Raw genomic sequence first — 23,022 nt, 5'->3', positions numbered from 1 at the left:
CCTTGTTGCGGGACGTCTGATAGACGCCGTCGTTCCGGGGCGTGAGCGCGAAGCGCGAGCGAACCCGGAATCTCGCCGCAGGCATAAGCGAAATTCCCGTTCGCCTCGCGGCAAGATTCCGGGTTCGCTCGGCCTACGGCCTCGCACCCCGGAATGACCGCCTTCAGCGGAATTGATGTAAGCCTCCGACAAACTTGCAGTGATCGGCCGCAACCTGCTTTAGACTGCGGCCTTCGCTGCGGGACCGCCATGCCTGACGACCACCACAAGCCGCTTACGGCGCAGCAGGCGAAACACTTGTTCGCCGACTGGCGCGACGCCAAGGCGATCGTGCTGGCGGTGTCCGGCGGCCCGGATTCGCTGGCGCTGATGTGGCTCGCGGCGCGCTGGCGCAAGGCGCTGCAGCGCGGACCCGCGCTTTCGGTGATCACCGTCGATCACGGCTTGCGCGCGGAAGCCGCGCGGGAGGCCCGCGACGTCAAGCGCCGCGCCGCCGAACTCGAGCTGCCGCACAAGACGCTGCGCTGGCGCGGCGACAAGCCCGCCACTGGAGTACCGGCTGCGGCGCGCGAGGCGCGCTATCGGCTGTTGGCGCGGGCGGCACGCGCCGCCGGCGCCAGCCACATCCTCACCGCGCACACTCAGGACGACCAGGCCGAAACCGTGCTGATGCGGATCTCGCGCGGCAGCGGCATCGCCGGGCTGGCGGCCATGGCGCGGCAGACCGCGCGCCACGGCGTCATCATCGCGCGGCCGCTGCTCGGGGTGTCGAAAGCGCAGCTGGTGGCGACGCTGCACAAGGCCAAGATCGATTTTGCCACCGATCCCAGCAACAGCGATCTGCGCTATGCCCGGCCGCGGCTGCGCGGCCTGATCGCGGCCTATGCCGAGGAGGGCTTCGACGCCCGCAATCTGGCGCGGCTGGCGGCGCGGCTGGCGCGTGCCGACGCCGCGCTCGACATTCTGGCGGACGGCGCCGAGCGATTCCTGGCGCTGCACGATCGCCAACCGGCGCGGCCGGGCTTCGAGGCCGCGGCGTTTGCCGTTCTGCCGGGCGAGATCAAGGTCCGATTGCTGCTACGCAGCATCGACCGCGTCGGCCATGAGGGCCCCGCGGAACTGGGCAAAATCGAGCGCCTGGTGGCCGACATCGACCGCGCCGCGGCCGGATCAGGCGCCGGCCACGGCCCATTCGTGCTGAAACGCACGCTGGCGGGCGCGCTGGTCACGCTCGGCCGCGATCGGCTGCGGATCGAACCGGCGCCGCCGCGCCGCCGCGGCTGATTCGCTGCACCGCTTCTTAACCACCGTTGAAAGAGCCGCATTCGAGGGGCATGATTGAAACCAGCGGGCGCGGCGATGCGCTAAATAGTCCTGACTGGTTCCCTTGGCAGCAGCCAATGGCACACCTAGATTGTGTCATAAGCCAACCCAAGGACACCCCTTGTCTCGCATCAAGGGCACGGGCCGCGATCCGCGCGGCCAAGAAGGAAGATCGATGAACGCCAATCTGCGCAATTTCGCCCTGTGGGTTATTATCGTCTTGCTGCTGCTGGCGCTCTTCACGCTCTTCCAGAATCCAGGCCAACGGGTCGCCTCGCAAGATATCTCGTTCTCGCAGCTCTTGAGCGAGGTCGATCAGAATCACGTGCGCGACGTGGTGATCCAGGGTCCGGAAATTCACGGCACCTTCACCAATGGCTCCAGCTTCCAGACCTATGCGCCGAACGATCCGACGCTGGTGTCGCGGCTGTACAACGGCAAGGTCTCGATCACCGCCAAGCCGCAGGGCGACAACGTGCCGTGGTTCGTGTCGCTCCTGGTGTCCTGGCTGCCGTTCATCGCGCTGATCGGGGTGTGGATCTTCCTGTCGCGACAGATGCAGGGCGGCGCCGGCAAGGCGATGGGCTTTGGCAAGTCGCGCGCCAAGATGCTGACCGAGGCGCATGGCCGCGTGACGTTTGAAGACGTCGCCGGCGTCGACGAGGCCAAGCAGGACCTGCAGGAGATCGTCGAGTTCCTGCGTGACCCCGGCAAGTATCAGCGGCTGGGCGGCCGGATTCCGCGCGGCGTGCTGTTGGTCGGCCCTCCCGGCACCGGCAAGACGCTGATCGCGCGCGCGGTGGCCGGCGAAGCCAATGTGCCGTTCTTCACCATCTCGGGCTCCGACTTCGTCGAAATGTTCGTCGGCGTCGGCGCATCGCGTGTCCGCGACATGTTCGAGCAGGCCAAGAAGAACGCGCCCTGCATCATCTTCATCGACGAAATCGACGCGGTCGGCCGGCATCGCGGCGCCGGCCTCGGCGGCGGCAATGACGAGCGCGAGCAGACCCTGAACCAGTTGCTGGTCGAGATGGACGGCTTCGAGGCCAACGAAGGCGTGATCCTGATCGCCGCCACCAATCGGCCCGACGTGCTCGATCCCGCGCTGCTGCGTCCGGGCCGCTTCGACCGCCAAGTGGTGGTGCCGAATCCGGACGTCGTCGGTCGCGAGCAGATCCTCAAGGTGCATGTCCGCAAGGTGCCGCTGGCGCCGGATATCAACCTCAAGGTGATCGCGCGCGGCACCCCGGGCTTCTCCGGTGCCGACCTGATGAACCTGGTCAATGAGGCTGCGCTGACCGCCGCCCGCCGCAACAAGCGGATGGTGACCCAGGCCGAGTTCGAAGAGGCCAAGGACAAGGTGATGATGGGCGCCGAGCGCAAGTCGCTGGTGATGACTGAGGAAGAGAAGATGCTGACGGCCTATCACGAGGGCGGCCACGCCATCGTCGGCCTCAACGTCATCGCCACCGACCCGATCCACAAGGCCACCATCATTCCGCGTGGTCGTGCGCTCGGCATGGTGATGCAGCTGCCGGAACGCGACAAGCTGTCGATGTCTCTCGAGCAGATGACCTCGCGGCTCGCCATCATGATGGGCGGCCGGGTCGCCGAAGAACTGATCTTCGGCCGCAACAAGGTCACGTCGGGGGCGTCGTCGGACATCGAGCAGGCGACAAGGCTTGCCCGGATGATGGTGACCCGCTGGGGCCTGTCCGAAGAACTCGGCACGGTGTCCTACGGCGAGAACCAGGACGAAGTGTTCCTCGGCATGTCGGTGTCGCGCACCCAGAACGCCTCGGAAGCCACGGTCCAGAAGATCGACGCCGAGATCAAGCGGCTGGTGGAAGAGGGCTACAACGAGGCCACGCGGATTCTCACCGAGAAGCGCGCCGACCTCGAGGCACTCGCCAAGGGCCTGTTGGAGTTCGAGACTTTGAGCGGCGACGAGATCCAGGACCTGCTCAACGGCAAGAAGCCGAATCGCGAATCGGTGCTGGAGCCCGCCGGTCCCCGGACCTCGGCGGTGCCGCCGGCCGGCAAGCCGCGGCCGCGTCCCGACGCCGGCCTGGAGCCGCAGCCGCAGGCCTGACGCCGCGATCGAACGATCCTTCGACAAGCAAAACGCGGCGGCAACGCCGCGTTTTTTGTTGCGGCGATGTTCGGCCATGGGCAGCCGGGTGAACACCCCGAGCATCGCCCAGCGAGTCGTCGTCCTCACGCCTTGAGTCGTCATCCTTATGCCGTGAGACGTCATCCTGAGGCGCCCGAGCGCAGCGAGGGCCTCGAAGGATGCGGCTGCGAGCGACGCGGCCCGACGCGCTGCAACAGCAAATGTCTCGGCAGCTTCGCCACCTGCGGCCATCCTTCGAGACGCCCGGCTTCGCGCTGCGCGCGCAGCCTCGCACCTCAGGATGACGGCGCGTGATGTTGCAAACTCCGTCACGCTTGCGACGGGTAGCGAGCTTTTCCCTTAAAAGAGGGCCCGCGACGGCAGCGCGGGGTGTTGCAATTCCTTAAACGCGACGGCGGCGCGCTCCCCTCCCCGCAAGGGGGAGGGGAGCAGAGGGTGCTGCATCGCGGCGCATTGCGCCACTAACGCTATCGCTACAGCTACAGCCATTACTACCGCTTCCGCTTTCCGCCTTCGCGAAACTGCTGCATCACCTCGCTGCCCAGCCGCTTCGGCGCCGCGGGTTTCGCCGGCTTGTCAGCCGCGACTTTCTCGGCGGCTTTCTTTGCGGTCTTCTTCGGCGGCGGCGGCGAGGGGTCGGACAGATCCTCGGCGATCGCCCGCAATTGCTGGCGCTGCGACGCCGGCTTGCCCTGCTTCAACTCCGGGCAATGCTTGTCGAGCCGGGTCAGGATGCTTTTCACCTCGGAATCCTTGAGGCCGTCGAGCAATAGCGCGAACGGCTCGTCGCCGATGATGGCGCGGATCGCGCGCAGCGCCTCAACCCCGACCGACTTGGCCTTCAGGCACTTCAGCACCAGCGCGCGCGCCGCCTTGTCGGCGTCGACACGGACCGGCGCGAACAATTCGGGATGGGCGCCGAGCCGGCACAATACCTCGAAACCATCAAGCGCGATCGACATCGAGCACCTCCGTGAGTTCGTCGACCAGGTCTTGGAGCAGCGGAACCACGATGGGTCCCCATTTCTGCGAGAAAATCGGATACTTGGCTTTGGCGGAAGGAGCGTCGACGGTCTGGCCGAGCGCGTCGCCGATCGCCACGGTCTCGGGAATCTCGGTATTAAACATCGCGAAGGCCGGCTTGTCCGCCAACGCCTCGTCGCGCAGCATCGCGGCGGTTTCGGCGTGGATCCTGACCTGGCGGCGCCGCGTGATCAGCACATAAGGCGGCCGGGCCGGCCGCCTGACCTGCTCCGACAGCCCGCGGCTCGACATCGTGGCGCAGAAATTCTGCAGTCCGAAGGTCGACAGAAAGTCGGCGATGGTCGGCACGATGATCAGGTCGGCGAGCCGGATGCTGACCTCGGTCAGCGCCGAAATCCCCGGCGCGCAGTCGATCAGCACGAAGTCATAGGCCTTGCGGGCTTTGCCGAGATGCGTGCTCATCACCGCGGCCAGGCTATTGACGATGTCGGCCCAGCTCATCTTGGCCTTGGTCAATTCATAGATCAGCAATTGTTCGAAATTGCGCAGCTCGGGGCTCGAGGGCAACAGCGAGATCGCGAGTTGCTTGTTGAGATGCGAGACGTTGCTGACGTTGTTGCGGATGCAGTCGGCAAGGCTCATCTGCCGCTTGCCGAGCAGCCGGTCGTGCAGGAAGCCCTCGATCGTCGCCTGCCGCGCCATCAGCGTGGCCAGCAGCGCATCGCCGGCGAGGCAGATCGAGGCGTTGGCCTGGGCGTCGAGATCGATCACCAGCACGCGATAGCCGCTGGCGGCGAGCGCCTCCGCCATCGATACCACGGTCGCGGTCTTGCCGACGCCGCCCTTCATGTTGGCGACGGCGATGATCTTGGCGCTCATGCCGGCATTCTAGCTTCCCAACCCCCGCGCAACTATAACGCGAGCGGGCGGCGCCGGCAATCGCAGCGCGGCGCGCGCATAGCGCGGCGCTTGACCTCGTCGCGCATCGCCCGCAAGAGCTTCGACGTAAACCCGGACCCGCCGATGACCACGCATCTTTCGAAAGCCCCGGCCTATTGGTCGGCCGACGCCATTCTGCCCGGCGTGATCGCGATCGGGCCGCTGTTGCCCGGCACGCTGGCGTTCGGCATGGCGTTCGGTGCCTTGTGCGCGCAGAAGCATTTCACGCTGGCCGAGGTCGAGCTGATGATGGCCTCGGTCTATGGCGGGCTGTCGCAATTCGTCGCGGTGCAGGCCTGGCCGGACCGGCTGACGCCGTCGTCGATCGCGGCTTTGGCGCTGCTCACCACCACCGTCAACATCCGCTTCTTCTTGATGACCGCGAGCCTGCAGCCGTGGTTCGGCAATCTGCCGGCTTGGCAGGCCTATCCGGCGATGCTGCTGGTGACCGACGGCGGCTGGCTCGCCGCGATGCGCTATCGCGACCACGGCGGCGCCAATGCCTGGTTCTATCTCGCCGGCGGTCTGGTGCTCTATGCGCTGTGGGTGGTGGCGGCGATCCCGGGATTCCTGCTCGCCGAACGGCTCTCCGATCCGAAGACCTACGGCGTCGATCTGGTGATGCCGGCGTTCTTCGCCGCGATGCTGGTGCCGGCCTGGAAGGGACCGCGGCGGGCGATCCCCTGGGCGGTGTCCGGCGCGGTCGCCGTCGCCGTGCACGCTTTGCTGCCGGGCTGGTGGTTCATCATCGCCGGGGCGCTGTCGGGCGCAATCAGCGCCGGGCTGATGGACGAGCCGGCGCCCCCGCACGGACCCGCGGCATGAGCGAATTTCTGCGCAGCGACGTGGTGGCCGCCTTCGCGGTGATGACCGCGGTGACCGTGGCCGCGCGGCTCGGCGGTTATTGGCTGATGGGGTATGTGACCGTGACGCCGCGGATTCGCCGCATGCTCGACGCCTTGCCGGGCTCGATCATCGTCGCCGCGGCGCTGCCGGTCGCGGTCAATGGCGGGCCGGTGGTGCTGGTGGCGATTGCCGCGGCGATGGCGATCACCATCATCCGCCGCAACGATTTCCTCGCGGTGATCACCGGCATGGCGGTGGCCGCGGTGGCCCGCGCGCTGGGCCTTGCCGGGTAGGTCGTCCGCTCCGCCTCGGTGGCACAAATGCCACTTGTCAGTGCATCTGAATTGGTGTTCAGTTCTTTGACGGCTTTGAAGTGAACGACGTTACGGATGCTTTGTCGGTTCGCTGCAGGCCTTGAAAAATAAGCTGTTTGTTCAGGCAGCCGCCGACAGGGAAGAGACCGCGATGGTTTACCGGCGCACCCAGCAAGTCGTCAAACGCCTCGCGGCGCGTCGTCAGGCGATTCTCGCGGCGGCCCGCGAGACCGCCTCGGAAGGCGGCATGGCGGCGGTGCAGATCGCCCCGGTGGCGACCCGCGCCCGCGTCGCCGCGGGCACCGTGTATCGCTACTTTCCCTCCAAGGCCGACTTGATTTCCGAACTGATCGCCGAGGTCTCGCGCGACGAGTTGGCGGCGATCCGCCGCGCCGCCGATGCCGCGCCCGGGCCGTCCTCGGCGCTCGCCGCCGCCGTCACCACGGTGGCGGTGCATGTGCTGTCGCATCGCAAATTGGCCTGGGGCATTCTCGCCGAGCCGGTCGACGTCGACGTCACCGCGTCGCGGCTGGCCAGCCGCCGCGAGATCGCCGGCGAGATCGAATTGCGGATCGGTGCCGCGGTGCGCGCCGGTCATCTGCCGGCGCAGGACACCGCGCTGGCCTCGACCGCGCTGCTCGGCGCGCTGCATGAATCGCTGGTCGGGCCACTGGCGCCGGACAATCTCGACGATCCCGGCCGGCTGCGCGACGCGGTGCAGACCGTGACGCTGCTGGCGCTGCGCGCGGTCGGCGTGATGGATGCCCGCGCCCGCGGCCTGGTGGTGCAGGCGGTGATGCCGGCGCGGATTCTGATCGGCGCCTGATAACGAAAGAGCGCGGCATTCACCCGCGCCAAGCCTCGGAGGACGCGCCATGTCGATCAAGATGCCGGAGCCGGATCAGGCGGTGCTGGCGCGCCGCGATGAGATCGTCGCCGCCTTGCGAAAGATTGTCCCGGGCGAGGGGGTGATTTCGTCGGCCGCCGAGATGATCCCCTACGAGTCCGACGGGCTGATGGCGTATCGGCAGCCGCCGATGGTGGTGGTGCTGCCGGACACCACAAAGCAGGTCTCGCAGGTGCTGAAATATTGCCACGACAACGGCATCCGCGTGGTGCCGCGCGGCTCCGGCACTTCGCTATCCGGCGGCGCGCTGCCGCTCGCCGACGGCGTGCTCTTGGGCCTCGGCAAGTTCAAGCGGATCCGCGAGATCGATTTCGACAATCGCGCCGTGGTGGTGGAGCCCGGCGTCACCAACCTGGCGATCAGTCAGGCGGTCGATCACAGGGGCTTCTACTACGCGCCCGATCCGTCGTCGCAGATCGCCTGCTCGATCGGCGGCAACATCGCGGAGAATTCCGGCGGCGTGCATTGCCTGAAATACGGCATGACCACCAACAACGTGCTGGGCTGCGAGATCGTGTTGATCAACGGCGAGATCATCAAGGTCGGCGGCAAGACCGCGGAGACCTCGGGCTACGACGTGATGGGCATCATCACCGGCTCTGAGGGCCTGCTCGGCGTCATCACCGAGGTGACGGTGCGGATTCTGCAAAAGCCGGAAACCGCGCGCGCGCTGATGATCGGCTTTTCCGACGTCGAGGCCGCCGGCGAATGCGTGGCGCAGGTGATCGGCGCCGGCATCATTCCGGGCGGCATGGAGATGATGGACAGGCCGGCGATCCACGCCGCCGAAGCCTTCGTCCATGCCGGCTATCCGCTCGACGTCGAGGCGCTACTGATCATCGAACTCGACGGTCCCGGCGTCGAGGTCGACGAGTTGATCAGCCGGGTCGAGAGCATTGCACTGTCCTGCGGCTCGACCACCTGCCAGATCTCGGTCTCGGAGAAAGAGCGGTTGCTGTTCTGGGCCGGCCGCAAGGCTGCGTTCCCGGCGGTCGGCCGGATCTCGCCGGACTATCTGTGCATGGACGGCACCATCCCGCGCAAGCAATTGCCGCTGGTTTTGCGGCGGATGAAAGAGATGTCGGAGAAATACGGCCTCGGCGTCGCCAATGTGTTTCACGCCGGCGACGGCAATCTTCACCCTCTCATTCTGTACGACGCCAACAAACCCGGCGAGATGGACAAGGCCGAGGCGTTCGGCGCCGACATTCTGCGGCTCTGCGTCGAGGTCGGCGGTGTGTTGACCGGCGAGCACGGCGTCGGCATCGAAAAGCGCGACCTGATGCCGGAGATGTTCTCCGAAATCGATCTCAATCAGCAGCAGCGGCTGAAATGCGCGTTCGACAGCGCAGGCCTGCTCAACCCCGGCAAGGTGTTTCCGACGCTGCATCGCTGCGCCGAATTGGGCCGCGTCCACGTCCACGGCGGCAAGCTGGCGTTCCCGGATATTCCGAGATTCTGAGCCAGTGGATTTGGTCTCCTTCAATGCGCGGCCTCTTCACCCTCCCCTGGAGGGGGAGGGTCGGCGGGTACCGCGCGAAGCGCGGTGCGCGCCGGGGTGGGGTGAGCCGCGTGCACGGCGGATGAATTCTTCGCCACCCCACCCCGCTCGCTGCGCGAGCGACCCTCCCCCTCCAGGGGAGGGTGATCCTCGCAGCAACTGCAAACGTTCATATGCGATTGCCCTGCCCGCACGGGAAAGGGTAACCGGGATTCCTTCTCTCACAGCAAAGATCCAACCGTGGAAACTCTGAAACCCCGCGACGCCCAGGATGTTGAAGACGCGGTGCGTGCGGCGATCGCCGGCGAGCAGCCGCTGGAGATCGTCGGCCATGGCAGCAAGCGCGCGATCGGCCAGCCGATGGTGACCAACGCGCTGCTCGACCTTTCCGCGCTCAACGCCGTCTCCAATTATGAGCCGAACGAACTGATCATCACGGTGGAGGCCGGCGCGCCGCTCAACGACGTCAAGTCGCTGATCGATTCCAAGAACCAGCAATTTGCCTTCGAGCCGATCGACACCGCGATGCTGCTCGGCACCGCGGCGGGCGAGGGCACGATCGGCGGTATGATCGCCGCCGGCCTCGCCGGCCCGCGCCGCATCCGGGCCGGCGGCGCGCGCGACCATCTGCTCGGGGCGCACGCGGTGTCGGGCTTCGGCGACAGCTTCAAGGCCGGCGGCCGGGTGGTGAAGAACGTCACCGGCTACGACCTGTGCAAGCTGCTGGCGGGGTCCTGGGGCACGCTGGCGGTGATGACGGAAGTCACGCTGAAGGTGATGCCGCGCCCGGAAAGTGAGCGCACGCTGCTGCTGCGCGGGCTCGACGACGTCACCGCCAACGCGGCGATGACGCAGGCTTTGGGCTCGCCCTATGACGTCTCCGGCGCGGCGCATCTGCCGGGCTCGGTGCTGCGCACCACCGCTGCGCCGCTCGGTGAATTGGGCGCGCCGGACCAGGCGCTGACGCTGATCCGGCTGGAAGGCATCACCGCCTCGGCGGAACATCGCGCGGCGTCGCTGGCGGCGCGGCTGGCGGCGTTCGGCAAGGCCGAGATCCTGGAAGACGCCGCCTCAAGCGCGGCCTGGGTGGCGATCCGCGACGTCGCGCCGTTTGCGGCCAGCGGCCCGCGCGCGCTGTGGCCGGTGTGGCGGATCGTCTGCCCGCCGGCGTCGGGCGGCCAATTCGGCGCGACGCTGTCGCGGGAGAGCCAGGGCGAGGTGTTTTACGACTGGGGCGGCGGGCTGATCTGGGCGGCGCTGCCGCCGTCCGCCGATGCCAAGATCCTGCGGCAGCGCGTCGAGGCGATCGGCGGCCACGCCACGCTGATCCGCGCGCCGGAGCCGGTGCGCCAAGCGGTCGAGGTGTTTCATCCGCAGTCGCCCGGCCTCGCCGCGCTCGGCCAAAGGGTGCGCGCCAGTTTCGATCCGAAGAATATCCTCAATCGCGGCCGGATGCTGCGCGGAGCCGCGACATGAAAACTGAATTCAACCTCGCGCAACTGGCCGATCCGGACATCGCGGTGGCCGACGGCATCCTGCGTGCGTGCGTGCATTGCGGCTTCTGCACCGCGACCTGCCCGACCTATGTGCTGCTCGGCGACGAGCTCGACAGTCCGCGCGGCCGCATCGTGCTGATCAAGCAGATGCTGGAGAAGAATGAGCCGCCGACCGCCGAGGTGGTGAAACATATCGATCGCTGCCTGTCCTGCCTGGCCTGCATGACCACCTGTCCGTCGGGGGTGAACTACATGCATCTGGTCGATCAGGCCCGCGTCAGGATCGAGAAGCAATATGTGAGGCCGTGGCCCGACCGGCTGCTGCGCGCCACGCTGGCCTGGCTGATGCCGCGGCCGGCGCTGTTCCGGCTCGGCATGGTGCTGGGACGTTTCGCGCGCCCCGTGATCAACCTGCTGCCCGCGCCCCACGATCTGCGCAAGCCGACATTGCTGAACCGGATCAAGGCGATGCTGGCGCTGGCGCCGCCCCATCTGCCGCCGCCCGGACCGTCCTCCGGCACGGTGTTTCCGGCCACCGGGCCGCGCCGCGGCCGCGTCGCGCTGTTGCATGGCTGCGCCCAGCAGGTGCTGGCGCCGCGCATCAACACCGCGGCGATCCGGCTGTTGAACCGGCATGGCATCGAAGTGGTGCTGGTGCCCGACGAGCAATGCTGCGGCGCGCTGATCCATCACCTCGGCCGCGACGTGCAGACCCTGGCCTATGCGCGGGCCAATATCACCGCCTGGATGAAGGAGGCCGAGCGCGGCGGGCTCGACGCCATTCTGGTGACGACGTCGGGCTGCGGCACGGTGATCAAGGACTACGGCTTCATGCTGCGCGAGGACGCCGACTTCGCAGCCGCCGCCGCCACGGTGTCGGCGCTGGCGCAAGATATCAGCGAATATGTCGCCGCGCTCGAATTGCAAAAACCCTTGCAGCGCAGCGATCTTGTGATCGCGTACCACGCCGCCTGCTCGCTGCAGCACGGCCAGAAAATCAGGGAGCTTCCCAAAGAATTGCTTTTCAAGTCCGGATTCGTGGTGAAAGATGTGCCGGAGAGTCATCTGTGTTGTGGTTCGGCGGGCACGTACAACATTCTCCAGCCTGACATTGCGGGACAGTTGCGCGACCGGAAGGTCGCCAATATCGCCAGCGTCAAGCCGGACATGATCGCCGCGGGCAATATCGGCTGCATGGTGCAGATTGCCAGCGGAACGTCGGTCCCTGTAGTGCACACGATTGAACTTCTCGATTGGGCGACCGGCGGCCCGCGTCCTGGATCGGACTGAGCGCCAGGGTCCGCGCTGGCCGCGCCTTGCTTGAACGCCTGCTGGCGGGTGCCAGTGCAACGCAGTGATCCGCGCAACGGTGGTCATTGCAACAGAGTGATCAGCGCAACAGGAGGCCACGATGGCAAAGAGCAAGAAAGACAAGAAAGCCAAAAAGGACAAGCGGGACAAGAAGGACAAGAAAGCCAACAAGCTGTTGCTAGCCAAGACATCCGCCGACAAGACCTCCAAGAAGGCCGCCAAGAAAGCCGCCAAGAAGGCGGCGAAGCAGGCCGCCAAGAAGTCGGCGAAGGCGTCGGCCGGCAAGACCGCCAAGACGACGTCCAAGAAGGCTTCGAAGCAGGCTTCCAAGAGAGCCGCCAAGAAAGCTGTCAAGAAAGCCGCCAAGAAGGCCGCAAACAGCACTGCGAAGAAGGCCGGCAAGAGTTCGGCCAAGCCGGCCAAGCCGGCGAAGTCGGCTGCGAAAACCGCGTCCAAGCCGGCCGGCAAGCAAGCCGCCGTGCCGGCCGACAAACTGAGCAAGACACCCGTTAAAACGCCCAGCAAGGCGGCTGCGCCGACCGGCGCTCCGGCCGCCGCGGCGAAGCCGCCCGCCAAATCGCCCGGCAAGTCGCTGGGGAGTTCAGTCGCGAAGTCGGTCGCCACCACAGCCAAGCCGGCGACCAAGCCCGCGGCCAAATCGGTCGCCAAGCCGGCCCCGGAGCCGGCCGCTGCGGAGCCGTTGCCGGTGGCTGCGAAACCGGCCGCGCCGCGCAAGCCGCGCCCGCGCAAACCGGCGCCGGCGGCGCCCGCCGACGCGCCGGCGGCCGACTCGACGCCGGAGCCGGCTGCAGCTACCCCGCCGGCCTTCGAGGACGACAGTCCGAGCGCCGCCACCCCGGACAGCGAGGCCTCGTCAGACGCCGAGCCGGCGCCGGATAGCCCGCCGGCCGACGACGATCCTGCGGATGACGACCCGTCCGCCGAGGCCGGGCGGCACTCGGCCGCGGGTGCCCGCGACGAGTCCGACGTCACGCTGGAGTAACATCGCGCTGCTATGCCGCCGACAGCGATCCTCGCCAACCAAGGCCGCGCCATCGCGCGGCCTTTGCTTGCTTATGGCGGGCGTTGCCGATTCGCCGATCCCCGGGGCCGCCGCTGATGGCGGCGAGACGGCTGCGACTTTCGGGCTACGGGCCGGGTAGTAACGGTTAGCAACTGCGGATAATTTTGTTGTCATAATGCAACACCGCGGGACAACCTTCTTTGAAACGTTCGAATTGCCCAAAAAGACGGCAGCTGCTTGCGTTTTTCGCTTCACGGATCGGCGGCGCCACAGCAGATTGGCGTCAAGTTTACGCAATGCAGCGGTCGATTATCGGTAGGGCCTCGGGGCGCCGGAGTGGACTGTTTTTCAAGTGATGGGGATCGTCATGAACAAAACTATGTTGTCGGTCGCAGCGGTGCTGGCGATTGGGGTTGGCTCGGCTCACGCTGCTGATCTTCCCGCGAAGGTCTACACCAAGGCGCCGCCGGTCGTTGCGTTCGACCCGTGGGATGTCGCCTTCGGCGGCGCGATCATGAGCGATTACGTGTTCCGCGGCATCACCCAGTCCAACCACAAGCCGTCGGTCACCGCCTATTTCGAACCGCGCTACAACGTCACCAAGGACCTGCAGCTCTACGTCGGTTCGTCGTTCGAGAGCATTTCCTTCACCAACCGCGCGGCCGGTGAAGTCGACATCTACGGCGGTGTCCGCCCGACCTTCGGCCCGGTCGCGTTCGACTTCGGCGTCTGGGGCTACCTGTATCCGGGTGGGCAGTGCATCGACACCGTTACGGGCGGCAGCGCCGGGCTCTGCGGCGTCAACTCTGGCGCCAGCTCGATCTTCAACCTCAACGTGATGAAGAAAGACGTCAGCTTCTATGAAGCTTACGGCAAGGTGAACTACACCTTCAACGACACCTTCTCGCTGGGCGCCACCGCGTTCTATTCGCCGAACTTCCTGAACTTCGGCTTCGAGAGCACCTACGCCTCGGTGGTCGGCAAGATCAACGTGCCGCCGACCTGGTTCGGCAGCACCGGCATCGGCGCCTTCGTGTCGGGTGAGTTCGGTCGCCAGTGGCTCGGCACCACGGATGCCTTTTACGGCATTCCGTTCGGTCTCAGCGGCGTGAAGCTGGACGACTACAACACCTGGAACGTCGGCATCGGCTTCACCTACAAGGTGTTCACGCTGGACCTGCGTTACAGCGACACCGACATGTCGAAGGTCAACTGCCAGAACATCACCAGCGACTTCAGCTCCAACGGCACCACCTCCAACTGGTGCGGCGAGCGCTTCACCGCCAAGCTGTCGGCTGACGTGACGCTGCAGAGCAACATCAAGTAAGTTTCTTCCCGAGACTTCTCCAAAGGGCGGCAGAGCAATCTGCCGCCCTTTTTGTTTGTGCGCGCGGAGCCGACGGCAGATCCCAGCACGGCTTAACCTCTCCCCGCTTGCGGGGAGAGGTCGACCCGGCGTAGCGCGAGCGAAGCCGGGTCGGGTGAGGGGGCGCTTCGGCAAAACGCGGCGCCCCCTCACCCGGCGTGCCACGCTTCGCTTGTCACGCCAACCTCTCCCCGCAAGCGGGGCGAGGGGATGAGGTCGCACCGCTTCGATCAAATCCGACGCTGATTGGGCCGTGCCGTCGCATTGCGGCGATGGCGCGCAGCCTTTCCGCGGAGTCGTCCCTGCGCACGCAGGGACCCATAACCCCCGGCTTCCGAGGTGAAGAACAGGCCTTTGCGACCCCATGAAACCGCAGCTCCGCGCCGTATGGCTCCCTGCGTTCGCAAGGACGACACGTGGAAACGAGGGCGACCCCATCTTCTGCGGTCTGCGCGCGGCAGTGTCATTCCTTCATCCGCCATTCACGCCGGCAGCCGGACCTGATCCTTCAGCGCGAAGTGGTCGCCGTCGCGCGCCAGTACCACGTCGCGCTGGTGGAAGGCGTTCAGCGTCGAGCGATGGCCGATCGAGATCACCGTGGTCGCCGGCAGTCGCTCCGCCAGCAGCCGGTAGAGGGCTGCTTCCGAGGGTTCATCGAGCGAGGCGGTGGCCTCGTCGAGGAACAGATAGCTCGGCCGATGCAGCAACGCCCGCGCCAGCCCGAGCCGTTGCTGCTCGCCGAGCGACAGCATCCGGTTCCAGTGGCCGTGCTGTTCGAGCCGGCCGGCCAAAGCCGGCAGCCCGACCGCGGCGATCGCCTCGGCGAGCTGCTCGGCGCTGAAGCTGCCGGTTTCCGCCGGATAGCTGACCGCGGCATCGAGCGGCCCGACCGGGAAATACGGCCGCTGCGGCAGCATCATCAGCGTGGCCTCGGTCGGCACCACCACCCGGCCGGTGCCGAACGGCCAGATCCCGGCGATGGCGCGGAACAAAGTGGATTTGCCCGAGCCCGACGGGCCCGTGATCAGCGTGCGCTGGTTGGCCTTGAATTGCAGCCCGTCGGCGCTGACCAGCGCCGTGCCGTCCGGCAGCTTGACCGCGAGCTTGTTGAAGGCGATGCCGGAGCTCTCGGTGGTGGCGACATGGACCAGATCGGCCTGTGCCGCCTGCGTCGTCACGGTCTCGATCGAGCGCTCGAAACCGTCGAGCCGCGCCACCACCGCCTGCCATTCCGCCAGCGTCCGGTAGGCGGTGATGAAGAACGACAGCGCGTCCTGCACGCTGCCGAACGCCGAAGCGGTCTGCATCATCCCGCCGAGCTGCACCTTGTCGGCGAAATAGGCCGGCGCCACCAGCACATAGGGGAAGATGATGGAGGCCTGGGAATAGCTCGCGGTGAACGCGGTCAGCCGCTTGGTGCGGGTCATGATGCCGAGCCAGTTCTCCACCACCCGGGCAAACCGCGCCGCCAGCCGCTCGCGTTCGGCGGGCTCGCCGCGCAACAGCGCGATCTGTTCGGAGTTCTCGCGGGCGCGCACCAGGTTGAAACGGAAGTCCGCCTCGAAGCGCTGCTGCTGGAAGTTCAGCCCGACCAGCGGCCAGCCGATCAGGTGGGTCAGCCAGGTGCCGACGATGGCGTAGATCAAGGCGCCCCACACCAGATAGCCGGGGATCGGGATGTCGCGGCCGAACACGTGCAGCGGCGCCGCGTCCGACAGCCCCCACAGGATGAACACGAACGAGCCCAGCGTGACGATCGAGCTCAACAGCCCGACGCCGAGCGACAGCGTGCGCTCGACGAACAATTGGGTATCCTCGGCGATGCGCTGGTCCGGATTGTCGGCGGCGTCGCCCAGAAGCTGCATCTGGTAATGCCGGGCATCGTGCAGCCAGCCGCCGAGATAGCGCTCGGTCATGAAGCGACGCCAGCGGATCTGCAGCCACTGATTGAGATAGAGCTGGTACACTTTCAGCGCGATGAAGATCGCCGCCAGCACGCAGAAATAGCCGATCTGATAGGTGAAGACGTCGAAGTTCTTCTCCTGCAGCGCGTTGTAGAACACGTTGTTCCAGCGATTGAACAACACCATCAGCCCGACCACGGCGAGTTCGATGGCGACCACCGCGGACAATAGCCCCCAGGCCATCCATTTGTCGTCGGAACGGAAATACGGCGCCGCGATCCGCCAGACGGTCGCGAGGGTGGAGCGGATATTGTTCACCAGGGGTTCTCCGGAAAAGGCAGGACGCAGGCGGCTCGCGCTATAGACGAAAGTTGTAGGTATCCCGATGGACACCAGCTTGTCGCAAGCTGCGACTCCACCCTACCATGGCGGCAACGGCGAGGGGCGGGAGCCTTCCCAATTCGCGAGCTTGTGAGCGGGTGGCGGCACAGCCGAGGTCCCCTGCAATTTCGCCGGCGAGGCTTCCCCATCTCGCCACGTGCCGCAGCGGAAAACCGCCGGCGCGCTGAAAACATGGGGAGGCCTGCGATGTGGAACCAGCTCTATAACCCGCTCGGCAACGCGACGTTGTCGACCATCGCCGCGGCGATTCCGGTGGTGACGCTGCTGGTCTTGATCGCCAGCGGCAAGGTCAAGGCGCATCTGGCGGCGATCATCGCGCTGATCCTCGCCAATCTGATCGCGATCTTCGTATTCACCATGCCGGCCAACATGTCGATCCGGGCCTCACTGCTCGGCGTCGTCACCGGGTTCTTCCCGATCGGCTGGATCGTGCTCAACGTCATCTTCCTGTACCGGATCACGGTGGAGGCCGGCCGGTTCCAGCTGCTGCAACGGGCGATCGGCGGCGTCACCACTGACCGCCGGCTGCAATTGCTGCTGATCGCCTTTGCGTTCGGCGCCTTCTTCGAAGGCGCCTCGGGCTTCGGAACCCCGGTTGCGATCACCGCGGCGATCCTGATCGGGCTCGGCTTCTCGCCGCTCGCCGCCTCCGGCCTGTCGCTGATCGCCAACACCGCGCCAGTGGCCTACGGCGCGCTCGGCACCCCGATCCAGGGCCTTTCCTCGGTCACCGGCATTGACCCCTATATCCTCGGCGCCATGGTCGGCCGGCAATTGCCGCTGTTCTCGCTGTTGGTGCCGTTCTGGCTGATCTGCGCGTTCGCCGGCTGGCGCGGCATGCTGGCGATCTGGCCGGCGATCCTGGTCACCGGGCTCGCCTTCGCGATCCCGCAATTCGTGATCTCGAACTACATCAATCCGTGGATCGTCGACATCGGCGCTTCGCTGATCTCGATGGGTTGCCTGATCCTGTTCCTGAAAGTCTGGCAGCCGAAGGAATTGTGGCTGTCGGCGAAGCTGCGCGGCAAGGACGAATCCGCCGCCACCATGACCGCGCCGAAGCCGATGGACACCACGCGGCTGACGCAGGCGCAGCTGTGGGGCGCGCTGCTGCCGTGGATCATCGTCTGCATCGTGATGCTGATCTGGGGCAACGGCGCGTTCAAGACCTGGGCGAATTCGATCTTCACCTGGTCCTATCCGGTGCCCGAGCTGCACAACATGATCAACAAGGTGCCGCCGGTGGCGGCCAAGCCGACGCCCGAGGGCGCGGTGTTTGCCTTCACCTATCTGTCGTTCACCGGCACCGGCATGCTGATCGCCGCGCTCATCTCCGGCGCGCTGATGGGCTTCTCGCCGCTGCGGATGATCACCGAATACGGCCGCACCATCCGGCTGTGCGCGATCTCGCTGATCACCATCTCGGCGATGCTGGCGATCGGCACGCTGACGAGGCTGTCCGGCGTCGACGCCACGCTCGGCTTGGCGTTCGCGGCGACCGGCGTGCTGTATCCGTTCTTCGGCACGCTCTTGGGCTGGCTCGGCGTGGCGCTGACCGGCTCCGACACCGCTTCCAACGTATTGTTCGGCAATCTGCAGAAGATCACGTCCGAACAGCTCGGGCTGTCGCCGATCCTGATGGCGGCGGCGAATTCTTCCGGCGGCGTGATGGGCAAGATGATCGACGCGCAATCGATCGTGGTCGCCTCCACCGCCACCAACTGGTACGGCCACGAAGGCTCGATCCTGCGCTACGTGTTCCTGCATTCGATCGCGCTGGCCTGTCTGGTCGGGCTGTTCGTGACGCTGCAGGCCTACGTCTATCCGTTCACCGCGATGGTGTTGAAATAGACGCTCGGGCTTCACCCTCCCCTGGAGGGGGAGGGTCGCCTGCGCCGCCAGGCGCGGGCGGGGTGGGGTGAAAGCCTGCGTGGTGGACGCATCGATTCACATCGACGCTGTCACCCCACCCCGGCGCGCATCCGCTGCGCGAATGCACGCCGACCCTCCCCCTCAAAAGGGGAGGGTAAGGGCGCTGCCATCGGGGAGGGGACGGGGGTGGGGTCCATAAGAGAGGATTCTCGAATCCGCAACAGGCGCGGGCAGAACCGCGGCGCCAACGCCGAGCCGCGGCGCGCAATCCGACCGCCGCGGGCTGCACGCCGCTCGCGCTAGCCAAGTCCGGCCGCGCCCGTTAGAACGACGGCCCATCGAAAAATTGCTTCGTCGAGAGAGGTCGGATGCCATCCATCATCACGTCTTTGCAGGCGATCACCGCGGCGGTCATGGTCGTGCTGGCGGCGCTGCCGGCGCAGGCGCAACAGGAATTTCCGTTCGGCCTGGAGATGACGCTCGACGCGCCCCCGCAGCCCGGATCGAAGCGGATTCCCAGTCTGGAAATCGGCGACAATGGCGAGGTCCGGCTGGAGCTGTGGTGCAAGGGCGGCAAGGGGCAGTTCTCCGTCGCCGGCAACACCGTGATCTTCGTGCCGGGGCCGCTCGAGCCGCGCGATTGCCCGGCGGCGCGCGCCGCGCTCGACGACGCCCTGGTGGCGGCGCTCACCGAGGCCAGCACCTGGACCCGGCAGGGTGACGTCGTCACTTTGCAGGGCGCGCAGCCGCTCCGGTTCCGGCTCAACACCAACTGATCGTTCAGCGGCGCTGCAACACCAGATCGGCGCACAGCGCCGCCGATTGCACCACGCCCGAATAGCCGCCGAAGCCCGCATAGGCCGAGGCCAGATACAGCCCCGGCACCGCGCTGCGCGGCGAGCGGTCGGCGCCGCTTCCCGGCAACGGCGCAAAGCCATAGACCGCGCCCTGCGGCGCGTTGAGATATTGCTGCACCGACAATGCGGTGTTGAACGAGGAATGCGTCACCGCCGCCGCAAGCCCGGGATACTGCGCGTCGAGATGGGCGACGATCGCGGCCTGCCAGCGCGCCCGCTTGGCGCGGTAGCCGTCGGGGTCCTGCGCGCTCCAGTTCGATAATCTGTCCGGCCCCACCACCGAGAGCACGTAAGGCGGCGCCGGCACGCGCGCGTCGATCGCGGCGTAATCGACGATCGCTAAAGGCGGCATTTTGCCGGCCGGTTCACCGGCCATCAGCCCGGTGCCCTGCGCGTAGTCGGCGAGCGAGGTCATCCAGTCCGGCAGCAATTGCGTCGAATAGGCGCTGACGCCGAAATCGCGCGGCGGCTGCGCCAGCCCGAGCGTCAGCGCGAACAGCGAGATCGACGGGCGTTGCGCGGCGTAGCTTTGCGTCAGGCGCGCGGCGGGCTCCATCGGCAGCATCGGCGCCAGTGCGGCGGGTGCGGCGTTGCCGATCACCACGCCGGCCTCGACGCGTTGCGGATCGCTGCCGTCGCGCGCGGTATGGATGACGCCATTGACCGCGCCATCGGCGTCGAGGCTGATGGCGCTGACGACGCGGCGCAATACCACCTCGCTGCCGGCGCGCATGATGACACGCGCCAGCGCGCTCGACAGCCGCTGCGAGCCGCCCTGGACATAGCGCGCGCCGCCGCGCAGGAAGCTGCCTTGGGCGCTGGCGAATTGCCGCCAGCCCAACGTCGCCGGGTCGTCGTGATAATAAGCCAGATTGGCGGCGATCGCGCATTTGACGGCTTCGTCGTCGCCGAACAACCGATCGAGCTGCTGCGCCAGCGACAGCGACGGGTCGGCGTCGCCTGCGAGCGCGTCGAACAGTTGCGCGATGCCGGCCTGCGCCTTCGGGAAGCGTTCGATCAAGGCGGCGCGCGCCGCGGCGAGATCGTCCGGCAGCACGAACGGCCGGCCGAGCGGGCCGCCGCGCACCTCATAGAGTGATCCCGCCGGCACCCATTGCACGGCGTCGCGCACCCCGGCGCGGGTCAGCGCATCGTGCTTGGGATCGCGCGGGTCGTGCGGATCGGAGGTGGCGTGCAGCGAGCCTTCGACGAACAGGTCGCCGACCTTGTAGCTGGAGGCGGCGCCGCCGACCGAATTGCCGCGCTCGATCACCAGCACCTTGCGGCCCTCGCGCGCAAGGATCGCGCCCGCCGTCAGGCCGCCGAGGCCGGCGCCAATCACCACAACGTCAATCTGCGCCATCGAACGGAAAACCCTGCCAAGCAGCCTGCCAGGCGCTCTGTCGAGAACGCCGCCGAGACCTGTCCAAATTTGCAGCGTTCATTGCCGCTCTGCGGCTGCATGTCAAATAGGCAGCCCCGGCGGCGGCGCGACGCGCGCGACGGGCGCGCTCACTTCCAGGCGGATTTGTCCGGGTCCCAGCGCTGGCCGCGGAAGTCCTTGGCCAAGGCGTCGAGCGAGCCGTTGTCGTCCTTCGGCTCGGCCTCCTCGTCGGTGCTGGCGGCGTCGGTCAGGCCGAGCTTCGGGCCTTCGGCCTCGTCGGCGGTGGAGATCGAGGGGCTGGAGATCCACAGCATCATGTGATCGGTGGCGCCGGGCTTGTCCGGCCCGGCCAGCGCGGTGATCTCGACGGTTTCGGTGAGACCGAGCGCCGGCATCACCTGGCTCGGCCGCTTGAAGGTCAGCGTCAGCTTGCCGGTGTCGTCGCTCCACACCGAGGACGCCAGTTTCGCCGACAGCGTCTTGCTCAGCACGTCGGAGATCGCGGTCGAGATCTTGTCGCGGTTGAGCTTGTCGCCGTCGCGCCACTCCGTCGCGGCAAAGCGGATGGCGCGGCCCATGTCGATGATGCCGCTGGTCCAGCCGGCAACGACCACGCCCGGGGTGGCCTTGGCGCGGGCGATCAGCGCCGCGGCGCGGTCGGGATCGACGCTGATGTTGATCACCTGCTCGCCGGCGCGCAGCGCGTCGCAGGCCACCGTCAGGCTGGCCAGCGACACCGCGACGTTCTGGCCCTTCAGCGCCTTGAGGAATTCCACCACGGTGCCGAGCTTGACCCGCACCGCGATCGCCTCCGGCGAGACCTCGGTAAAGTCGCGCGGTGCCACCGCGATGTTGTCGTCGGTGGCCTGATTGTCCTGGAATTCCTTCTCGCTGAGGTCGGCATTGTCGCTCGACGACAGCTCGGTGACGGTCTTGCCGATGGTGACCTGGCCCTTGAATTCGAAGGTGTCGCCGGTCGGCTTGCGGATCAGCTTGATGGCGACCGGCAGCTTGTCGCCGAGGCTCTGCGTGGAACCGGACAGCGTCTGGCCGTTCACCGTGAGGTCGGCGACGAAGCGGTCCTTGCGGTCAGAGCCCTTTTCGGCGGGATAGCAGACGTCGAGCGTGGCCGCGGTGACGGTCTTGCCCTGCCGGGTTTCTTTCAGGATGACGTCGGCATTGCCGTCCATCAGCCCGTCGAGCGAGGTGAAATACCGCGTCTCGCTGCTCGGCGCCGCGGCTTTGGGCGTGGCCTTGGTCTGCGCCAGCGCCGCATCGCAGGCCGGGATCAGGCAGAGCAAACCGAAAACAAGCGCGCGCATGGGACATCCTCGCAGGCTAAAATCGAACCGGGCGGTGGGCGTTGGTGGCGCTGAATGAATCAGACCAACGCCCTCCTACCAAATCCGCACCGTCAATGGCGAAAAAACCGGCGGCAAAAAAGAAGGCCGCCCGGAGGCGGCCTTCGATCGATCGGATCTGTGAACGGCGGGGCTTAGAAGCCCATGCCGCCCATGCCACCCATTCCGCCCATGCCGCCGCCACCGCCCGGCATCGCCGGTGCGGCCTCGCGCGGCAGTTCCGCGATCATGGCTTCGGTGGTGACCAGCAGCGCCGCCACCGACGAGGCGTCCTGCAGCGCGGTGCGCACCACCTTGGCCGGGTCGATGATGCCCTTGGCGACCATGTCGACATATTCCTCGGTCTGGGCGTCGAAGCCGAAGGTCTCCGACTTGTTTTCGAGGATCTTGCCGACCACGATCGAGCCTTCGACGCCGGCGTTCTCGGCGATCTGGCGGATCGGCGCTTCCAGCGCCTTGAGCACGATGTTGATGCCGGCCTGGACGTCGGCATTGTCGTTGCTGATGCGGCCGACCGCCTTCTTGGCGCGCAGCAGGGCGACGCCGCCGCCGGGGACGATGCCTTCCTGCACCGCGGCACGGGTGGCGTTCAGCGCGTCCTCGACGCGATCCTTCTTTTCCTTGACCTCGACCTCGGTGGCGCCGCCGACGCGGATCACCGCGACGCCGCCGGCCAGCTTGGCGAGCCGCTCCTGCAGCTTCTCGCGGTCGTAGTCCGAGGAGGTCTCGTCGATCTGCGCCTTGATCTGGTTGACGCGGGATTCGATGGCAGTCTTCTTGCCGGCGCCGTTGACGATGGTGGTGTTCTCCTTGTCGATCACCACCTTCTTGGCACGGCCGAGCATCTGGATCGTGACGCCTTCCAGCTTCATGCCGAGGTCTTCCGAGATCAACTGGCCGCCGGTCAGGATCGCGATGTCTTCCAGCATCGCCTTGCGGCGATCGCCGAAGCCGGGCGCCTTCACGGCTGCGACCTTGAGGCCGCCGCGCAGGCGGTTGACGACCAGGGTGGCGAGGGCTTCGCCTTCGACGTCTTCCGCGATGATCAGCAGCGGCTTGCCCGACTGCACCACGGCTTCCAGCACCGGCAGCATGGC

General features: G+C 66.8%; 18 protein-coding genes. 12 read left to right on the top strand and 6 right to left on the bottom strand.

Annotated features, from left to right (window positions below; genetic code table 11):
- Positions 1-249: 249 nt before the first annotated feature.
- Together tilS and ftsH are read left to right on the top strand one after the other, a co-directional pair.
- The gene (gene tilS / locus VGC77_RS21980) at positions 250-1,284 is read left to right on the top strand and encodes a tRNA lysidine(34) synthetase TilS (protein ID WP_331173682.1); all 1,035 of its coding nucleotides are present in this window, start codon (positions 250-252) and stop codon (positions 1,282-1,284) included.
- Positions 1,285-1,498: 214 nt separating this feature from the next.
- Positions 1,499-3,415: an ATP-dependent zinc metalloprotease FtsH gene (gene ftsH, locus VGC77_RS21975; protein ID WP_331173681.1), complete on the top strand. Its 1,917-nt coding sequence runs from the start codon at positions 1,499-1,501 to the stop codon at positions 3,413-3,415.
- A 533-nt stretch (positions 3,416-3,948) separates the two neighbouring features.
- On the opposite strand, the gene VGC77_RS21970 is transcribed toward ftsH, so the two are convergent.
- Together VGC77_RS21970 and VGC77_RS21965 are read right to left on the bottom strand one after the other, a co-directional pair.
- Entirely contained in the window at positions 3,949-4,419 is a 471-nt protein-coding gene (locus tag VGC77_RS21970) for a hypothetical protein (RefSeq protein WP_331173680.1), read from the bottom strand.
- Positions 4,403-5,320 carry a ParA family protein gene (locus VGC77_RS21965; RefSeq protein WP_331173679.1) on the bottom strand — a complete coding sequence of 306 codons (918 nt, stop codon included), beginning with the start codon at positions 5,318-5,320 and terminating at the stop codon, positions 4,403-4,405. The genes VGC77_RS21970 and VGC77_RS21965 overlap by 17 nt, the downstream gene beginning before the upstream one ends.
- A gap of 144 nt (positions 5,321-5,464) precedes the next feature.
- Here VGC77_RS21965 and VGC77_RS21960 point away from each other — a divergent pair, with 144 nt between their 5' ends.
- The 8 genes from VGC77_RS21960 (at position 5,465) to VGC77_RS21925 (ending at position 14,106) form a co-directional block, all read left to right on the top strand.
- A complete protein-coding gene (locus VGC77_RS21960; RefSeq protein ID WP_331173678.1) occupies positions 5,465-6,205 on the top strand; it encodes an AzlC family ABC transporter permease in 741 nt (246 codons plus the stop codon).
- Positions 6,202-6,519 carry an AzlD domain-containing protein gene (locus tag VGC77_RS21955; protein WP_331173677.1) on the top strand — a complete coding sequence of 106 codons (318 nt, stop codon included), beginning with the start codon at positions 6,202-6,204 and terminating at the stop codon, positions 6,517-6,519. The genes VGC77_RS21960 and VGC77_RS21955 overlap by 4 nt, the downstream gene beginning before the upstream one ends.
- A gap of 172 nt (positions 6,520-6,691) precedes the next feature.
- On the top strand, positions 6,692-7,366 hold the full coding sequence (locus tag VGC77_RS21950; RefSeq protein WP_331173676.1) for a helix-turn-helix domain-containing protein: 675 nt from the start codon (positions 6,692-6,694) through the stop codon (positions 7,364-7,366).
- A 49-nt stretch (positions 7,367-7,415) separates the two neighbouring features.
- Positions 7,416-8,909, top strand: coding sequence for an FAD-linked oxidase C-terminal domain-containing protein (locus VGC77_RS21945; RefSeq protein WP_331173675.1), 1,494 nt, complete (start codon positions 7,416-7,418; stop codon positions 8,907-8,909).
- A 279-nt stretch (positions 8,910-9,188) separates the two neighbouring features.
- Positions 9,189-10,424, top strand: coding sequence for an FAD-binding protein (locus VGC77_RS21940; protein ID WP_331173674.1), 1,236 nt, complete (start codon positions 9,189-9,191; stop codon positions 10,422-10,424).
- A complete protein-coding gene (glcF, locus tag VGC77_RS21935) occupies positions 10,421-11,734 on the top strand; it encodes a glycolate oxidase subunit GlcF (protein WP_331173673.1) in 1,314 nt (437 codons plus the stop codon). Before VGC77_RS21940 ends, glcF begins: the two co-directional genes overlap by 4 nt.
- Positions 11,735-11,855: 121 nt before the next feature.
- Positions 11,856-12,758, top strand: coding sequence for a hypothetical protein (locus VGC77_RS21930; RefSeq protein WP_331173672.1), 903 nt, complete (start codon positions 11,856-11,858; stop codon positions 12,756-12,758).
- Positions 12,759-13,146: 388 nt separating this feature from the next.
- Positions 13,147-14,106 (top strand): TorF family putative porin, encoded by a 960-nt coding sequence (locus VGC77_RS21925; RefSeq protein WP_331173671.1) that lies wholly within the window; start codon positions 13,147-13,149, stop codon positions 14,104-14,106.
- Between the two features lie 521 nt (positions 14,107-14,627).
- Here VGC77_RS21925 and VGC77_RS21920 read toward each other — a convergent pair.
- Positions 14,628-16,367 (bottom strand): ABC transporter ATP-binding protein/permease, encoded by a 1,740-nt coding sequence (locus VGC77_RS21920; protein WP_331173670.1) that lies wholly within the window; start codon positions 16,365-16,367, stop codon positions 14,628-14,630.
- A gap of 270 nt (positions 16,368-16,637) precedes the next feature.
- On the opposite strand from VGC77_RS21920, the gene VGC77_RS21915 reads away from it, so the two are divergent.
- Both VGC77_RS21915 and VGC77_RS21910 read left to right on the top strand, forming a co-directional pair.
- Positions 16,638-18,302 (top strand): L-lactate permease, encoded by a 1,665-nt coding sequence (locus tag VGC77_RS21915; protein ID WP_331173669.1) that lies wholly within the window; start codon positions 16,638-16,640, stop codon positions 18,300-18,302.
- A 389-nt stretch (positions 18,303-18,691) separates the two neighbouring features.
- Positions 18,692-19,099, top strand: a complete 408-nt coding sequence (locus tag VGC77_RS21910) for an META domain-containing protein (protein WP_331173668.1) — start codon at positions 18,692-18,694, stop codon at positions 19,097-19,099.
- A 4-nt stretch (positions 19,100-19,103) separates the two neighbouring features.
- On the opposite strand, the gene VGC77_RS21905 is transcribed toward VGC77_RS21910, so the two are convergent.
- The 3 genes from VGC77_RS21905 to groEL all read right to left on the bottom strand — a co-directional run.
- On the bottom strand, positions 19,104-20,543 hold the full coding sequence (locus tag VGC77_RS21905) for a phytoene desaturase family protein (protein ID WP_331173667.1): 1,440 nt from the start codon (positions 20,541-20,543) through the stop codon (positions 19,104-19,106).
- 149 nt (positions 20,544-20,692) lie between these two features.
- A complete protein-coding gene (locus tag VGC77_RS21900) occupies positions 20,693-21,886 on the bottom strand; it encodes a hypothetical protein (protein ID WP_331173666.1) in 1,194 nt (397 codons plus the stop codon).
- 173 nt (positions 21,887-22,059) lie between these two features.
- Positions 22,060-23,022 (bottom strand): chaperonin GroEL (gene groEL / locus VGC77_RS21895; protein WP_331173665.1); only part of this gene is annotated, 963 nt, incomplete at its 5' end.

This window comes from Rhodopseudomonas sp., from assembly GCF_036404135.1.
Classification (GTDB): domain Bacteria; phylum Pseudomonadota; class Alphaproteobacteria; order Rhizobiales; family Xanthobacteraceae; genus Rhodopseudomonas_A.
The sequence above is the reverse complement of the archived record's forward strand: the minus strand, read 5'-3'. Positions and strand labels throughout refer to the sequence as shown.

Excerpts from the sequence above, each read along its gene's own strand:
- tilS (WP_331173682.1), top strand. The coding sequence starts at position 250 with ATGCCTGACGACCACCACAAGCCGCTTACGGCGCAGCAGGCGAAACAC.
- ftsH (WP_331173681.1), top strand. The coding sequence starts at position 1,499 with ATGAACGCCAATCTGCGCAATTTCGCCCTGTGGGTTATTATCGTCTTG.
- VGC77_RS21970 (WP_331173680.1), bottom strand. The coding sequence starts at position 4,419 with ATGTCGATCGCGCTTGATGGTTTCGAGGTATTGTGCCGGCTCGGCGCC.
- VGC77_RS21965 (WP_331173679.1), bottom strand. The coding sequence starts at position 5,320 with ATGAGCGCCAAGATCATCGCCGTCGCCAACATGAAGGGCGGCGTCGGC.
- VGC77_RS21960 (WP_331173678.1), top strand. The coding sequence starts at position 5,465 with ATGACCACGCATCTTTCGAAAGCCCCGGCCTATTGGTCGGCCGACGCC.
- VGC77_RS21955 (WP_331173677.1), top strand. The coding sequence starts at position 6,202 with ATGAGCGAATTTCTGCGCAGCGACGTGGTGGCCGCCTTCGCGGTGATG.
- VGC77_RS21950 (WP_331173676.1), top strand. The coding sequence starts at position 6,692 with ATGGTTTACCGGCGCACCCAGCAAGTCGTCAAACGCCTCGCGGCGCGT.
- VGC77_RS21945 (WP_331173675.1), top strand. The coding sequence starts at position 7,416 with ATGTCGATCAAGATGCCGGAGCCGGATCAGGCGGTGCTGGCGCGCCGC.
- glcF (WP_331173673.1), top strand. The coding sequence starts at position 10,421 with ATGAAAACTGAATTCAACCTCGCGCAACTGGCCGATCCGGACATCGCG.
- VGC77_RS21930 (WP_331173672.1), top strand. The coding sequence starts at position 11,856 with ATGGCAAAGAGCAAGAAAGACAAGAAAGCCAAAAAGGACAAGCGGGAC.
- VGC77_RS21925 (WP_331173671.1), top strand. The coding sequence starts at position 13,147 with ATGAACAAAACTATGTTGTCGGTCGCAGCGGTGCTGGCGATTGGGGTT.
- VGC77_RS21915 (WP_331173669.1), top strand. The coding sequence starts at position 16,638 with ATGTGGAACCAGCTCTATAACCCGCTCGGCAACGCGACGTTGTCGACC.
- VGC77_RS21910 (WP_331173668.1), top strand. The coding sequence starts at position 18,692 with ATGCCATCCATCATCACGTCTTTGCAGGCGATCACCGCGGCGGTCATG.
- VGC77_RS21905 (WP_331173667.1), bottom strand. The coding sequence starts at position 20,543 with ATGGCGCAGATTGACGTTGTGGTGATTGGCGCCGGCCTCGGCGGCCTG.
- VGC77_RS21900 (WP_331173666.1), bottom strand. The coding sequence starts at position 21,886 with ATGCGCGCGCTTGTTTTCGGTTTGCTCTGCCTGATCCCGGCCTGCGAT.